This window comes from Pseudomonas imperatae (assembly GCF_057128625.1).
Genome location: NZ_JBSKHP010000003.1, coordinates 224,922 through 238,685 on the forward strand (window position 1 = coordinate 224,922; position 13,764 = coordinate 238,685).

16 protein-coding genes are annotated in these 13,764 nt (G+C 66.5%); 2 read left to right on the top strand and 14 right to left on the bottom strand.

Going from position 1 to position 13,764, the window contains the following annotated elements; all coding sequences use genetic code 11:
* Positions 1-101: 101 nt before the first annotated feature.
* Positions 102-1,370 (top strand): MFS transporter, encoded by a 1,269-nt coding sequence (locus ACWKWX_RS05655; protein ID WP_483827190.1) that lies wholly within the window; start codon positions 102-104, stop codon positions 1,368-1,370.
* Between the two features lie 445 nt (positions 1,371-1,815).
* Positions 1,816-2,091 (top strand): hypothetical protein, encoded by a 276-nt coding sequence (locus tag ACWKWX_RS05660; protein ID WP_416422079.1) that lies wholly within the window; start codon positions 1,816-1,818, stop codon positions 2,089-2,091.
* A gap of 157 nt (positions 2,092-2,248) precedes the next feature.
* Here the strand turns inward: ACWKWX_RS05660 and ACWKWX_RS05665 are convergent, their stop codons facing one another.
* From ACWKWX_RS05665 to ACWKWX_RS05730, 14 genes are all read right to left on the bottom strand, one after another.
* Positions 2,249-2,764, bottom strand: coding sequence for a cytochrome b (locus ACWKWX_RS05665; protein WP_483827191.1), 516 nt, complete (start codon positions 2,762-2,764; stop codon positions 2,249-2,251).
* A 90-nt stretch (positions 2,765-2,854) separates the two neighbouring features.
* Positions 2,855-3,286, bottom strand: a complete 432-nt coding sequence (gene gspM, locus ACWKWX_RS05670; RefSeq protein ID WP_483827192.1) for a type II secretion system protein GspM — start codon at positions 3,284-3,286, stop codon at positions 2,855-2,857.
* Positions 3,283-4,335 carry a type II secretion system protein GspL gene (gene gspL, locus ACWKWX_RS05675; RefSeq protein WP_483827193.1) on the bottom strand — a complete coding sequence of 351 codons (1,053 nt, stop codon included), beginning with the start codon at positions 4,333-4,335 and terminating at the stop codon, positions 3,283-3,285. Before gspL ends, gspM begins: the two co-directional genes overlap by 4 nt.
* A complete protein-coding gene (locus ACWKWX_RS05680; protein ID WP_483827194.1) occupies positions 4,332-4,997 on the bottom strand; it encodes a type II secretion system protein GspK in 666 nt (221 codons plus the stop codon). Before ACWKWX_RS05680 ends, gspL begins: the two co-directional genes overlap by 4 nt.
* Before the next feature lie 17 nt (positions 4,998-5,014).
* Positions 5,015-5,539: a type II secretion system protein GspJ gene (locus ACWKWX_RS05685; protein ID WP_483827195.1), complete on the bottom strand. Its 525-nt coding sequence runs from the start codon at positions 5,537-5,539 to the stop codon at positions 5,015-5,017.
* Complete coding sequence (gene gspI, locus ACWKWX_RS05690) at positions 5,532-5,876, bottom strand: type II secretion system minor pseudopilin GspI (RefSeq protein WP_416422073.1); 345 nt, start codon at positions 5,874-5,876, stop codon at positions 5,532-5,534. Before gspI ends, ACWKWX_RS05685 begins: the two co-directional genes overlap by 8 nt.
* A complete protein-coding gene (gene gspH / locus ACWKWX_RS05695; RefSeq protein ID WP_483827196.1) occupies positions 5,869-6,336 on the bottom strand; it encodes a type II secretion system minor pseudopilin GspH in 468 nt (155 codons plus the stop codon). Before gspH ends, gspI begins: the two co-directional genes overlap by 8 nt.
* On the bottom strand, positions 6,333-6,767 hold the full coding sequence (gene gspG, locus ACWKWX_RS05700; protein ID WP_416422071.1) for a type II secretion system major pseudopilin GspG: 435 nt from the start codon (positions 6,765-6,767) through the stop codon (positions 6,333-6,335). Before gspG ends, gspH begins: the two co-directional genes overlap by 4 nt.
* Entirely contained in the window at positions 6,767-7,957 is a 1,191-nt protein-coding gene (gene gspF, locus ACWKWX_RS05705) for a type II secretion system inner membrane protein GspF (RefSeq protein WP_483827197.1), read from the bottom strand. Before gspF ends, gspG begins: the two co-directional genes overlap by 1 nt.
* A 2-nt stretch (positions 7,958-7,959) precedes the next feature.
* Complete coding sequence (gene gspE, locus ACWKWX_RS05710; RefSeq protein ID WP_483827198.1) at positions 7,960-9,408, bottom strand: type II secretion system ATPase GspE; 1,449 nt, start codon at positions 9,406-9,408, stop codon at positions 7,960-7,962.
* A complete protein-coding gene (gspD, locus tag ACWKWX_RS05715) occupies positions 9,405-11,246 on the bottom strand; it encodes a type II secretion system secretin GspD (protein WP_483827199.1) in 1,842 nt (613 codons plus the stop codon). Before gspD ends, gspE begins: the two co-directional genes overlap by 4 nt.
* Positions 11,243-11,722: a type II secretion system protein N gene (locus ACWKWX_RS05720; RefSeq protein ID WP_483827200.1), complete on the bottom strand. Its 480-nt coding sequence runs from the start codon at positions 11,720-11,722 to the stop codon at positions 11,243-11,245. Before ACWKWX_RS05720 ends, gspD begins: the two co-directional genes overlap by 4 nt.
* Complete coding sequence (locus ACWKWX_RS05725) at positions 11,722-12,231, bottom strand: cytochrome b (protein ID WP_476294835.1); 510 nt, start codon at positions 12,229-12,231, stop codon at positions 11,722-11,724. Before ACWKWX_RS05725 ends, ACWKWX_RS05720 begins: the two co-directional genes overlap by 1 nt.
* 60 nt (positions 12,232-12,291) lie before the next feature.
* A complete protein-coding gene (locus ACWKWX_RS05730; protein ID WP_483827201.1) occupies positions 12,292-13,731 on the bottom strand; it encodes a lytic polysaccharide monooxygenase in 1,440 nt (479 codons plus the stop codon).
* Between the last annotated feature and the right edge of the window lie 33 nt (positions 13,732-13,764).

A 13,764-nucleotide genomic window follows, 5' to 3' on the forward strand; every position in this document is an offset into this window, starting at 1 on the left:
TTGAAGCTATCAAATGGGTCGAACAATATATTGGAAAGAATAATTAGCCAGCTATATGCTTTTTCTCATTGCCACTTGTGCCGCACCTTTCGAGGCCCCGCGTGAAAACTGCCGCTGCCGTCCAGCACTCCGAAACGCCCCCCACTTCCCTCGCCGATGTTGCCACGCACTTGAGCGAAGCCTACATCGAGAAAGGCACGCCGCTGTTCATGCGCACCGTGCTGGCGCTGTTCTCCGGCGGCTTCGCCACCTTCGCGCTGCTGTACTGCGTGCAGCCGATGATGCCGATCCTGTCGAAAGAGTTCGCCATCAACGCGGCGCAAAGCAGCCTGATCCTGTCGGTGTCCACCGGCATGCTCGCCATCGGCTTGCTGATCACCGGGCCCATCAGCGACGCCATCGGCCGCAAGCCGGTGATGGTCTTCGCCCTGTTCGCCGCCGCCCTGTGCACCCTGGCCAGCGCCATGATGCCCACCTGGCAGGGCGTGCTGGTGATGCGCGCACTCACCGGCCTGTCCCTCAGCGGCCTGGCCGCAGTGGCCATGACCTACCTGAGCGAAGAAATTCACCCGCAACACATCGGCCTGGCCATGGGCCTGTACATCGGCGGCAACGCCATTGGCGGCATGAGCGGGCGGCTGATCAGCGGCGTGCTCATCGACTTCGTCAGCTGGCACACGGCAATGCTGGTGATCGGCGCCCTGGCCCTGGTTGCCGCGCTGGTGTTCGTGAAGATCCTGCCCGAATCGCGCAACTTCCGCCCGCGCAAGATGAACCCGCGCGGCCTGCTGGAAGGCTTCACCATGCACTTCAAGGACGCCGGCCTGCCGTGGCTGTTCCTGGAAGCGTTCCTGCTGATGGGCGCCTTCGTCACGCTGTTCAACTATATCGGCTACCGCCTGCTGGCCGGCCCGTACCACATGAGCCAGGCGCTGGTGGGCCTGCTGTCGGTGGTGTACTTAGCCGGCATCTACAGCTCGGCCAAGGTCGGCGCCCTGGCCGACCAGCACGGCCGCCGCAAGGTGTTCTGGATGAGCATCACCCTGATGTTCGCCGGCCTGCTGGCCACCCTGCTGAGCCCGCTGCCGGTGATCATCGTCGGCATGCTGATGTTCACCTTCGGCTTCTTCGGCGCCCACTCCGTGGCCAGCAGCTGGATCGGCCGCCGCGCCACCAAGGCCAAGGGCCAGGCCTCGTCGCTGTACCTGTTCAGCTACTACGTGGGCTCAAGCGTAGCCGGCACCCTGGGCGGGGTGGCGTGGAACTATGCGGGGTGGAATGGGGTTGGGGTGTTTATTGGTGGGTTGCTGGTGGTGGCGCTGGCGGTGGCGGCGCGGTTGGCGCGGCTGGCGCCGTTGGGGGGAAAGTAGGGTGATGATCGAGCGCCGCTCTGCGGCGCGACGCAGCCTGGCGGCAGCTGCTACGCGGGCGCCTGAGCCCCAAGGACAATTGCCATCGCGTTACATTCGCTCACTCCCCCGCCGAGGCATTTCCTACAAATCCTTTATATGATCCGAGAGTCTTGCAGGACGTTTCCTAAAGGCCGGAAATGGGGTTGTTGAGGGGGAATCGTGGCCGCATAGTGCCGGCGGCCGCGTTTTTGCGGCCTGGATTTAGCAGTCCAGATCACATTTATCTTTCGCAACTCGCTTTCGATTCGAGGTGTTTTCGCTCGCCCTCATTTCGACTATGGCAGCTGCGGGCGGGGCACCTTCGGGTGCGCCGGGATGAGTGTGACCGGTCTGCTAACCCGTACGCAGCTGCCACCCAACTGATTCGCTGGGCGGCCTCAATCACTTCAAATGAGATTTTCGAATGTCGCGTTTTCTTGCACTGACCAGCAACTTCACCGCCACCCCCGTCCTCCACCTGGACACCGAGGCACCCATGGCCGACCTGCTCGAGTTCACCGAGCTGCGCATGCGCGCCGCCAACAACATGCTCAAGGGCCTGGCCTGCATGAGCGCGCGCAACACCGAGGACGCCGACCTGAGCCACTTCGCCCTGGCCGCCTACCTGCTACTGGAGCCCGGCTGCGCGGCGCTGAACACCCTGGACCAGCGCAGCCACGCTGGCGAAACCCTGCGCTGATAGGGGCAATGCGCGAAGGTGTGCGTAGCCGCTGCCGTTAGGCTGCGCTGGCCCCTGAGTACACTGAAGGTCTTCAGCGTGGAGAAGGCCCAGCGCAGCCTGGCGGCAGCGGCTACAGAGAATCCGTGTAGCAGCGGCCGCGAGGCCGCGTCGGGGATTACGGACGCGCTTCTACCCACATGCGCCGCAGCACCGGCTTGCCCAGCGCTTCATGCTTGACCACCGCCAGCACGTGCAGCGCCACCAGCATGCCCAGCAGGGCATTGCAGGCGGCGTGCAGGGTGTGGAAGCGGTGGTCCCACACGGGGTCGAGGATGGGCTGTGGCAAGGTCACCCAGTCGAACACCTGGATGGGCCGGTCCATCATCAGCACGCCGGTCAGCAGCACCAGGGCGGTGACGGCGTAGATGACGTTATGGATAACCCCGGCCAGGCGCTCGCCGGGGCGGTGGCCGTGGCCACGCAGGTGGCGCAGGCGCAGCCAGGTGCGCAGGGCGAATACCGGGATGAACAGGATCGACAGCGACACGTTGAGGCCGGCGATGGTGGCCTTGAAGCCTGGGGTGACGTCGAGGAGCATCACCGAGAAGCCCATCACCAGCGCCCAGAGGATGAACAGGGCCGACAGCCAGTGCAGGCCGATCTGGGTAAATGTGTAATGGGCTGGCTTCATGGCGGTCGCGGGTTACAAAACAAGATGATGGCGAATGGATATTATCGCACAAATTGTAATGGTAACCCTTTGCATTTGAAAAGCAACGGTTCAGCCGTCATCCAGGCTCATGCGCACCAGCAGCCCCTCCTCCTCGCGGGTTAGTACCAGGCTCTGCCACTGTGCTCCAGCCTGCTCCAGCTCCGCCAGCCACGCCAACAAGGCCAGCGCTTCGCCGCTCGCGGCCAGGCGCAGGCTGCCGGCGGCCAGGCTCATCTCGCGTACCAGCACCGCACGCCGCTGCGCGCTTTCACTCACAAGGCTGGCCAGTGAGGCGGGCGCAGGCTGCCCGTGCTGGGCCCCGACTGACGCCAGCACCCGCTGCAATTGCAGCTGTTGCTCATAACGCGCCTGCACGGTGGCCAAATGCTGGTGCGCAGGCAGCCACAGGCCCAGGTAGCCAGTGACTGCGGCCAGCAACAGCGCCGCCCCCTTCAGCCATTGCCGCTCACGTGCGGAGCGTCGTTGCCAGTAGCCTTTCATGGCTGTACGCCCTCCACATCCAGGGTGGCCTGCACCCGCCCTTGCTCCTGGGTGGCGCTGCGCACCTGGACCGGCAGCGGGCTGCGGGCCTTGAGCTGTTCCAGCGCCTGCAGGTGGCTGACACTGACGTCCAGGGTCCAGCCCTGCCCAGGGCGCAGGGTAATACGTTGCAGCTGCAGGTCGGCGCTACCCGCCAGTGACGCTGCCAGCGTCATCAGCCGAACCATGTCGGTGCCGGCGCTGGCGGTGGGCGGCTGCGCGGCAATGCGCAAGCGGGTCGCCACATCGCTAACGTGCGCGTGCTGCGGCAACAGTTGGCCGAAACGCAGGTCGTTGGCGGTGGATAACGCTTGTAGCTGGTGGTCGACGTGTTGCGTGCGCAGGGCTGTGAAGACACAAGCCAGCAGCCACATCAGCGCGGCACTGGCCGCCAGGCTGCGCCAAGGCCAGGCCCAGGCCCGCCCTTTGCCGCCGAGCACATCGAACCCAGGCGCGGAAGGCGCCCAGTGTTCCTCGGCATCCAGCCATGTCATGCCGGCGGGCAGGTGCGCCTGCAACGCCTCGCGCCCGCTCGCCGGCACCGCCAGGCGTGCCGGCAGTGCACCGCCCAGCAACCAGCGCCCGCCCCACCAGCGCCCGCAAGGGAGCGCCTTGGGCAGCAGGTCGGCGTCGATACACACGCTGTCGGGCCTAAGGGGCCGCAACAGCGCCAGCAGCGCGGCGAACCTTGTGCGCTCGGTGAACCACAGGCAGTGGCGGCGCAAGGCGTCGGGTGGCGTGAGGAACAGCTGCAGGGTGTCGATATCGCCCGCTATCTGCTCCTCCAGCGCATAGGCCACCGTCAGCGCCGAGGGCCGGCGCCCCGGCCATGGCTGCGTCTGCAACCAGCCGAACATCTCCATGGGCAGCACGACCCGCATGTGCCCGCGTCCCACGGCGTCGGCCAGCGACAGCGGACGCGCCGGCTCACCGGCCCGGTACAGCAGGCAAGGCCATTGTGGGCCTGGATCGGCGAGGCCTGCAGGCAGTAGATATAACCAGTTACTCATGGCCAGTAGCCCCCTGCGCCGCTGATGGGTAACAGCCGCCTTTGCCGCAGCAACGGCTCACGACCGTTGCGTGCCAGTTCGAAATCGCTGACCAGCAGCAGGCCATGGTCGCCCAGGGTCGCGCGCACCCGTACCTGGAACCAACGGCTGGTCACGCTCAAGGCTGGAGCCGCCGGTACCTGCCCGTTGAAAGCGGCTTTGACGCTGGAATAGCCACCGCGGGGCCGTTCGGCGATCAACCGCCGGGCCACCTCCGGGGCAAGGCCGCTTGCCAGCATCGAATCCAGGCTCGCGGTATTGATGTTCAACCCCACATGCCGTGGCAGATGGCTGACCTGGGGATTGTGCCTGTCACTGAGGGATGGCCCCTGCGAGGGTGTGTTTACCCGCCCGGCCAGGTCTTCGATGGCCACTTCCATAAGCCCACCCGGCGCACGCCATGGTGGCTGCGCCAGCGCCCACTGCTGGCTGCTCGCCACAGGGCCAGGCTGGCGCGGCAGTTGCGCCTTGGCCCAGCCCTCTGCGCTGATCACCCATTGACGCAGTTGCAGGGTGTGCAACTGCAAGGCGCTGCTGCGCACCATCAGCCGTTGCTCACGTAACATCGCTGCCGTCAGCAACAGCGCCAGCCCCATGACCAGCAGCACGGTAATCAATGCCATCCCTGCCTGCCCCTGCTTCATGGTGGGCCAACCGGCAGCAACCACAGGCGTCGTACATTGGCATGACGAGTAGTGGACAGGCTCAGCTCCAGCGCCACCGGCCGGCGCGCACCACCATTGGGCCAGCGCAGATGCCAGTGGCCCTCGTGGTCGCGTACGCGCCACTGCAGTTGCTCGACACCGGCCAGCAGGCGCTGGGCCTGGGGCTGTAACCCCGTGCGCAGCAGCGCGCCCTGCGCCAGCTGGTACCGCACATCCTGAAATTCGCTGCGCTGCAAGGATGCAGGGGCTGGCCAGTTACCCCGTATCAGCTGCAGGCTCCCCGAAGCCAAGCGCAAGGAGCGAGGATCAACGTGCAACACGTCACGCTCCACCACCGCCAACGCACGTTGCAGGCCGCGCAGCGCCTGGGCCTGTTCGGTACTGGCGCGCTGGGCGCGCACTACCGTGTCGAACAGGCGCCAGCAGGCCACGCCCAACAGGGCAAACAGCGCCAGGGCGATCAGCATTTCCAGCAGGGTAAAGCCCCGTTGCCTAGCCACCTCGGGGCACCCACGCGTGCAAGGTATGCAGGGTGCTCTCGTCACCTTCCAAGCGCAGCTGCAGGTGCAGGCTATCGCCCTCGTGGCGTGCCTGCAGCTGCCAGCGGCGCCCGGCAAAATCGATGCGCTGTACGTCCAGGCTGCCCGGCCCACCGGCCTCCAGCCACACCTGCGCCAGATGGTTGTCCAGGATCCACTGGGCAAACTGGCGCTCCTGCAAGTGGCTGGCCTGGCGCAAGCTGAACTGGCTGGCACCCAGCACGGCGGTCGCCAGCGCGGCAAACACCGCCAGCGCCACCATCATTTCCAGCAAGGTGAACCCGCGCTCATTACTCATGCCAGGCAGGCTCGTTCAGGCCATCGCCAATGATGGCCACCAGCGGTTTGCCGTCGGCCTCAAGCTGCAGCTCGAAGGGGCTGTACTCATCACTGGTGAGCAGCCACACCTGTGGCACATCCTGTTCCGGCCCCAGTGCCGCCGGCAGGCCGCCTTGCGCCAGCGTCCAGCGCAACCTGCCGGCGCTGCGCAAAGGCGCTACCGGCTGCCAGCCATCGGGCTGCAAACGCAGCAGGCGATAGCTGTCGTGCCTGAACAGCAGCCCATATTCACGCCCATCCAACACGGCGGCTTCACGCGCCGCGTGCAGCACCTGCAGCAGGCCCGTGGCCTGGTCGCGGGCCTGCCGGCCCGTCGAAGGCCCGGCAACCAAGGTGGCCATTCCCAGCAGCACGCCCAGCAGCACAATGACCACCAGGGTTTCGAGCAGGGTAAAACCACGAGTGGCCAGACGCCTCATGGCTGCTGCCAATTGCCGATCTCGGCGGCCACGCCGTCCCCACCCGGCGCGCCATCGGCGCCCAGGGAGTACAGGTCATAGTGCCCAGGCGAACGCTGCCCGGGGCTGCGGTACTGGTAGGCGGTGCCCCAGGGGTCTACCGGCACCTGGCGCAAATAGCCCTGGGGGTTCCAGGCGCGCGCCTCGGGTTGCCCCAGCGGGCGCTGCACCAGGGCCTGCAACCCCTGCTGCGTCGAGGGGTAGCCGTGGTTGTCGAGCCGGTACATTTCCAGCGCTGTGGCGATGGCCTGCAGGTCGCTGCGCGCTGCAGTGGCCTTGGCCTGGTCGGGCCTACTCATGAATTGCGGCACCACCAGGGCGCCGAGCACGCCGATGATCACCACCACGATCATGATTTCTATCAACGTAAATCCACGTTGCCGGGTTCGCATCAGGTCACCAGTTGGTTGAGGCTGAGAATGGGCAGCAGGATGGCCATGACGATCAGCAGCACGACGCTGCCCATCACCACCAGCATCAGGGGTTCGAACAGGCTGGCCAGCAAGGCCAGTTGTGCGGCCAGCTGCCTTTCCTGCTGTTGCGCGGCGCGTTCGAGCATGGGGTTGAGCTCCCCGACCCGTTCGCCACAGGCGATCATGTGCAGCATCATCGGCGGCAGGTCGCCCGCCTGGCCCAGGGCGCTGGTCAGGCTAGTGCCCTGGCGCACGGCCTCGGCCACCAGCAACAGGCGCGCGCGCATGCTCAGGTTGCCGACCACGCTGGCCGCCGTGCGCAAGGCATCCAGCAACGGCACGGCACTGTGGCCGAGGATGGCCAGGGTGCTGGCAAAACGTGCCGCTTCCATGGCACGCACCGTGGTGCCGAGCAGCGGCACGCGCAGCAGCCACTGGTGCCAACGCAGGCGCACGCCAGGCCGGCGCAGGGCAAGGGCCGCCGCCACTCCGGCCATGACGCCCAGCAGAAGGCCAACCCCGCCGTGATCGGCCACTGCGTCGCTGACCACGATCAGCGCACGCGTCAACCAGGGCAGCGCCTGGCCGCTGTCGGCGAACATCGCCACCACGTCGGGCACCACGAAGCCCAGCAGGAATAGCACAATGGCCATGGACGCCAGCAGCAGGATCAAGGGATAGACCAGCGCCATCTGGATGCGCTGGCGTGCCTGCAGGCGCGCCTGGGTGTAGTCGGACAGTTGCTCAAGCACCGCGCCCAGGTAGCCGCAGCTTTCGCCTGCGGCCACAGCGGCGCGGTACAGTTCGGGAAAACTGCCCGGATGACAGGCCAGCGCTTGCGCCAGGCCGTGCCCGGCGATGATGTGCAAGCGCAGCGCCTGGACCAGGCTCGCCTGCGCCGGCCTTGCGCTTTGCGCGGCCACCGCGGCCAGGGCCTCTTCCAGTGGCAGCGAGGCTTGTACCAGGGTAGCCAATTGGCGAGTGAACAGGGCCAATTGGCCCGCGCTCAAACCACCGCCCCGGCGGCGCTGCTGCACAGGTTGCATGTGCTCCACGGCCAGGCCGCGCTCGCGCAGTAATTGCCGAGCGTGGCGGGCGCTATCGGCCGCTTGCTCGCCGCGCTGCAAGCGGCCGTTGGCCCCTCGGGCACGGTAATTGAAAAGCGCCATGGTCAATCTTCCCGGCTGACGCGCAACAGCTCGTCGAGGCTGGTCTGGCCAGCCAGCACCAGTCGCCGGCCATCTTCGAACAGGCTGGGCGCCGCCTGGCGCGCCACCTTGAGCAACTCGCCCTCGGCAGCCCCGGCATGTACAAGCGCGGCCAAGCAGGTATCCATGACCAACAGCTCATAGATGCCCTGCCGCCCACGGTAGCCTTGCAGGCAGTCGTCGCAGCCATGGGCGCGGCAGAGCTGTTGCTGGCTGCCCGGCGGCAAGCCCAGGCGGGCAAACTCAGGCGGTTGTGCGACGTAGGCCACCTTGCAGGCCGGGCATAACGTGCGCACCAGCCGCTGGGCCAGCACGGCCGTCAGCGACGAAGCCAGCAGGTAGGCGTCAACGCCCATGTCCAGCAGGCGGGTAACGGCACTGGTCGCGCTGTTGGTATGCAGGGTGGACAGCACCAGGTGCCCGGTCAGCGACGCCTGCACCGCCACCTGGGCAGTCTCGGCGTCGCGGATCTCGCCGACCATGACCACGTCCGGGTCCTGGCGCAGGATGGCTCGCAGGCCACGGGCAAAGGTCATGTCCACACGGGGGTTGACCGGGGTCTGGCCGATACCGGGCAGGTGGTATTCAACCGGATCCTCGACGGTGAGGATGTTGCGCGTGCTGTCGTTGAGCTGCTGCAACGCTGCATACAGGCTGGTGGTCTTGCCCGAGCCGGTGGGGCCGGTCACCAGCACGATGCCGTGGGGGCGCGCGAGCACGTCGTGCCAACGCGCGAGGGTGTCGCTGGCCATGCCCAGGGCCGCCAGGTCGAGGTGGCCGGCCTGCTTGTCGAGCAGGCGCAGCACCACCCGTTCGCCGTGGGCGGAAGGCAAGGTCGACACCCTCACGTCCACCTCGTGCCCCGCCAGGCGCAAGGCCATGCGCCCGTCCTGGGGCAAGCGGCGCTCGGCGATATCCAGCCGCGCCATAACCTTGATCCGTGACACCAGCAGGCTGGCCAGCTCGCGCCGCGGCCGCAACACTTCGCGCAACTGGCCATCGATGCGCAGGCGCACCACCAGGCTGTGCTCGAAGGTTTCCAGGTGCACGTCCGAAGCCTTCTCCCGCACTGCCTGGCCAAGCAGCGCATTGATCAGGCGGATGATCGGCGCGTCCCCTTCCTGCTCCAGCAGATCCGCCGTACGTGGCAGCGCCTCGGCTACCCGCAGCAGGTCCAGGTCGCCGTCCAGGCCCTGGGCCATTTGCTCGGCGGCGCTTTGGCCACGTTGATAACACTGCGCCAGGCGCGCGGCGAAGTCCGCGCTGTTGACCACCTGCAAGGCGCCACCTGCCGGCATCAGCCGCAAGCCCTCGGCAATGGCAGTCAGTGGCGCATCCTCGCGAACCCACAGGCCATTGCCCTGCAGCAGCACGCCAAAGCGCTGGGCGAAGGCGAACGGCAGGACGGTCATGGCGCGTCCCCCTTGCGTCGCCGTAGGTCTACGGTAGGCGCGTCAAGTACCTGGTCGAGGCGCCCGGGCAGCAGCGGCGAGCCGTCGCCGGGGCCACGCAACTGGTCGTAGCTACCCTGGCTGAACCGCGCCAGGGTGTCCGTGCCGCGCACGATGGTGGGGCGCAGGAACACCATCAGGTTGGTTTTTTCCTTCACCTCGCTGCGCCAACGGAACAAGCCGCCCAGCCAGGGAATGCTGCGCAACAGCGGCACGCCCGACTCCTGGTGGCGCAGGCTGTCCTTGATCAGCCCGCCGATGACGATAATTTCGCCGTCGTCGGCCAGGATGGTGCTCTTGAGCGCGCGCTTGTTGGTGATCAGGTCTTTGCTGCCGGTGGCGACCGTGGCGATCTCGGAGCTTTCCTGCTCCACCTCCAGCCGCAAGGTGGCCCCTTCGTTGATATGCGGGAGTATCTTCAGGCTGATACCAACGTCCTTGCGCTCGACCGTGGTAAACGGGTTGTCGGCGCCATTACCGGATGTGGTGTAGGAACCGGTCTGGAACGGGACGTTCTGCCCCACCAGGATTTCCGCAGGCTGGTTGTCCAGCGTCAGCAGGCTGGGGGTGGACAGCAGGTTGTTGTGGCTGCTGCTGGCCAGGGCGCTGACCAGCACGCCGAAACGATCGCTGCCCGCCCCCACCACGGCCCCTTCCGGCAGGCTCACTTCGCCCTTGCCCAGCAACGAGCCAATGCTGATACCTGTACCAGGGAAATTGATGGCACCGCCCGCACTGCCACCACTGAACGCCCACTGCACACCAAGGGCCTCCTTGACGTCGCCGGATATCTCGACGATGGCTGCGTGAATCAGTACCTGTGCCCGCGGCTGGTCCAACTGCTCGATGATGCGCGCCAGGGTGTCCAGCTGCAGGGGTGGCGCAATCAGCACCAGGGCGTTCTGGCTCTGGTCGGCCCGCACCATCACCTCGCCCCCAGCCTTGAACGTGGCCTTGCCGGCCCCGGCTGGCACGGCCTGGCCCATCTGCTGGGCGATGCCATCGAGCACTTCGGCCAACTGTGCGGCATCCCCATGGCGCAGGCGGACCACCCGTGAATTGTCGGTCTTCTGGCTGGCGCCGGTGTCCAGCGAGCGAGCCAGTTGCACCAGGCGCTGGCGGGCCGGCTGGGTGCCGATGATGATCAGGCGGTTGCTGCGCGGGTCGGCCAGCACCTGGCTGCCGGCCTCGCTGCCCACCTTGCCCAGGGATTGCTCGATGACCCTGGCTACCTCGGTCGCCAGCCCCTGGCGCAGCTCGACCACGTCGTGGACGAGGTTGGCGCCGGTGTCGAGGCGTTGCACGATGTCCACCAGGCGCTGCACGTTGCGCGACGCGTCGGTGATGACCAGGGCATTGGCCGAGGCCGAAGGACCCAGGTAGCCGTTGGCGGAGACCAGCGGGCGCAACAACGCTGCCAGGTCCGCCGCGCTGGCAGCGCCCAAGGGCACCACGCGGGTGACGAATTGGCTGCGGCCCTCACTGCCCGAGCGCCCCTTGGCCTCGCTGGCCGGCACGATCAGCAGCTGCTCACCATCGGCCACCGCCGCAAAGCCATGGGTGTCGAGCACGGAATAAAACAGTTCGCGCACACCCGTGCGGTCCAACTCGCGGTCCGAGTGCACGCTGATGCGGCCCTTCACCCGCGAATCGAGGACGATAGTGGTGCCCAGGATGGCGGACATCTCCTGCACCACGTCGCGCAGCTCGGCATCCTTCATACTCAGGTACCAGTGCTCATCCTGCGCCAGGCACAGGCCGCAGACGCCCAGGGCAACCAGGCAAAGCCAGCGCTTCATGGCCTGCCACCCTGGCGCAGATGACGTGGCACCGCCTCTGCGGGCACGCGGGTGGCCAACCAGGCCGGCGCGGCCGCCAGGCTGAGGGTGTGCTCATGGCGAGCGTGCCAGATGATGACCCGGCCAGGCTCGATACGTCGCACCACCGCGCCCGATGGCAGGGCATCGCCCACGCGATACAGGTGCTGCTGGCCCGCGCTGGCAATCAAGGCCACGCCCTGGCCATCGCGGGCGGCCAGAATAGCCTTCACGTCATGGCTTGCAACAGGCTCACCGGCGGGCGCTTGCGGCCCCAGGCCGAACAGCAGGGCGATGTCCCCGCCATCGAAAGTGCCAGGCGCCGGTGACGGCATGGTCAAGGGCGGCGCAGGCACAGGCAGCAAGCGCAGGTAATACTCCTGCACACCTTGCCAGCCCGCCCAGCCCACCACCAACAAGGGCGCGAGGAATTGAAGCAGCGCAGCGGGCCGGGCCATCAAAACCACATCCGCTGCAGCACTGGCGTGCGGCGCCAGTGGTGCATGACCACAGCGCCCAGGTGCGCCACCAGCAGGCCTGCGAGCACCACGCAGGCATTTAGGTGGATAGCATGATAGCGCCGCAACATCAGCGGGTCGTCTACCAACGCCGGCAGGCGCAGCAGGCCAAATACTTCGATGTCACGATCCATCATCAGCACCCCGGTCAACAGCACCAACGCGGTAACGGCGTACAAGGCACGATGGGCCTGGCGCGCCAAATAGCCCATCAAGCCCGGGGCCTGCACGCACCGGTGCCGGTGGCGCCAGGCCAGGGCCATGCGCAGGGCAAACAGCGGGGTCAGCAAGGTCGTCAATGAAACGTTGAAACCACTGATCCAAATCTTGATCGGGGCCGGCAGATCAGCAAAGGCAACCAGGAAGCCACTGCACAGCGCCCACAAGATCACGGCGGCCGAAAGCCAGTGCAGGGTGACCTGCAGGGGGGTGAACACACGTAGGGTCATGAAAACTTAACTCAGGCAGGTTGCCGGGCAAGCGTTTACCCGGCAGGTCGGCAACAAGGATCAGAGCTCTTCCCACGCCTGTTGCCAGGCATGGCCAATACCCGGCGAGTAATGAATGGGCGAGGTGTTCTGGCACCAGCTCATGAGCTGGTCGGACAGGCAGCGGTAGACCTTGCCGTTGGTCTGCAGCACCGTGGTACCGCCCTTGTAATGCTCGACGCCTTCGCCGTAGACGTAGTCGTAATCAGCCCCGCCCGCTTCGCCGGTCAACGTCAGGTCGTGCAGCGCCTGCAGGTTGATACGGCCATCGTCACTGCGTGCAATCAGCTTGGCCTGGTGGGCACCGGGGCTGGAGCGCACGGCAATGCGCAGCGGCGCGGTGGTGGCATCGACCACCTGCTGCACGCTGCCCACCGCCTTGTGCTCGGCATCGAACAGGGTGACGTCGACGTTGAGCTTGCGGTTGGTGGCCACCTTCAGGTCAACGTCGACCCGGCCCTGATGCAGTTCATACTCGGGCTGCAGCTCTTCCAGGCGCGCGTAGGCCTGTGGGTCGCCCACCAGTTGGAAGTCCATCTGGTAGCTGACCACGTCGCTGTCGGGTTGGGCATAGAGCAGGTTCATGCCACGCTGGGCTTCGATCACACCCTCTGCGTTGCGCTGGCCGGCCCGCACCAGCGGGTGCGCGGCGTTGAGTTTTTGCGCCAGCGCCAGGCTCCAGGTGTCCTGCTGGCCCTGTTCGTTGCTGGCGATCTCCAGCGACACCGAATAATCGGTGCTTTCCCCGGCACTGCTGAAGGCGCGCGCCGTCACCTGGTCGCCGGCGATCAGTTGGGGCAGCGGCGCGAACGAGCCGACCTTTTTCCAGCCATCGTCATAGGGGTCGGTCTGGATGTCCACGTCTACGGCGTTGTAGAAGGCATTGCCGGTGTCATGCACGGTCCACACGCCCAGGATCACGTGGTAGCCCTGGCGGTCGGCAGGCAGGGTGCATGAGTGCTTCTGCCCCAGGTCACCAGGGTTGGCGTTCGAACCGCCGGTAGGAAAGCCGCCGCCGAAGGCCACGGTGCAGAACGGCGTCAGGTCGAAGCTTGCGCGAGTCAGCGGCTCGTTGGGGTTCCAGCCTGGCTGGGTAATGAAATACTCCCAGCCCGTGGTGGGGTGGGCGGCGGTGAAGCGCCAGTCGAAGGCGATGTCGCGGTCGGTGATTTCAGTTTTGTGCCAGCGCGTCCCGGACTGGGCGTCCATGGCGCCGAAGCGGTCCGGGCCGCTGGCCAGCTTGCCGTCTGCCGGGCCAGTGGCGGGAAAGCCCTTGAGGGTTTCGCCGACACTATGGGGCTCATATTGCGCGCCACCGCAATCGGTGTTCAGGCGGTCCTGGCACAGCTTGGCCCGTGAGGGGGGATAGCTCATGTAACCGTGGGCTGCCGCCTGCTGGCTGGCCAGCAGTGCGATGCCGGCAGCCGCCAGCACTGCACCGGGTGTGAAGATACGTTTCATGACAGTACGTCCCTGTTCAGATCAGAAGAGGGA

Excerpts from the sequence above, each read along its gene's own strand:
- ACWKWX_RS05660 (WP_416422079.1), top strand. The coding sequence starts at position 1,816 with ATGTCGCGTTTTCTTGCACTGACCAGCAACTTCACCGCCACCCCCGTC.
- ACWKWX_RS05665 (WP_483827191.1), bottom strand. The coding sequence starts at position 2,764 with ATGAAGCCAGCCCATTACACATTTACCCAGATCGGCCTGCACTGGCTG.
- gspM (WP_483827192.1), bottom strand. The coding sequence starts at position 3,286 with ATGAAAGGCTACTGGCAACGACGCTCCGCACGTGAGCGGCAATGGCTG.
- gspL (WP_483827193.1), bottom strand. The coding sequence starts at position 4,335 with ATGAGTAACTGGTTATATCTACTGCCTGCAGGCCTCGCCGATCCAGGC.
- ACWKWX_RS05680 (WP_483827194.1), bottom strand. The coding sequence starts at position 4,997 with ATGGCATTGATTACCGTGCTGCTGGTCATGGGGCTGGCGCTGTTGCTG.
- gspI (WP_416422073.1), bottom strand. The coding sequence starts at position 5,876 with ATGAGTAATGAGCGCGGGTTCACCTTGCTGGAAATGATGGTGGCGCTG.
- gspH (WP_483827196.1), bottom strand. The coding sequence starts at position 6,336 with ATGAGGCGTCTGGCCACTCGTGGTTTTACCCTGCTCGAAACCCTGGTG.
- gspG (WP_416422071.1), bottom strand. The coding sequence starts at position 6,767 with ATGCGAACCCGGCAACGTGGATTTACGTTGATAGAAATCATGATCGTG.
- gspF (WP_483827197.1), bottom strand. The coding sequence starts at position 7,957 with ATGGCGCTTTTCAATTACCGTGCCCGAGGGGCCAACGGCCGCTTGCAG.
- gspE (WP_483827198.1), bottom strand. The coding sequence starts at position 9,408 with ATGACCGTCCTGCCGTTCGCCTTCGCCCAGCGCTTTGGCGTGCTGCTG.
- gspD (WP_483827199.1), bottom strand. The coding sequence starts at position 11,246 with ATGAAGCGCTGGCTTTGCCTGGTTGCCCTGGGCGTCTGCGGCCTGTGC.
- ACWKWX_RS05720 (WP_483827200.1), bottom strand. The coding sequence starts at position 11,722 with ATGGCCCGGCCCGCTGCGCTGCTTCAATTCCTCGCGCCCTTGTTGGTG.
- ACWKWX_RS05725 (WP_476294835.1), bottom strand. The coding sequence starts at position 12,231 with ATGACCCTACGTGTGTTCACCCCCCTGCAGGTCACCCTGCACTGGCTT.
- ACWKWX_RS05730 (WP_483827201.1), bottom strand. The coding sequence starts at position 13,731 with ATGAAACGTATCTTCACACCCGGTGCAGTGCTGGCGGCTGCCGGCATC.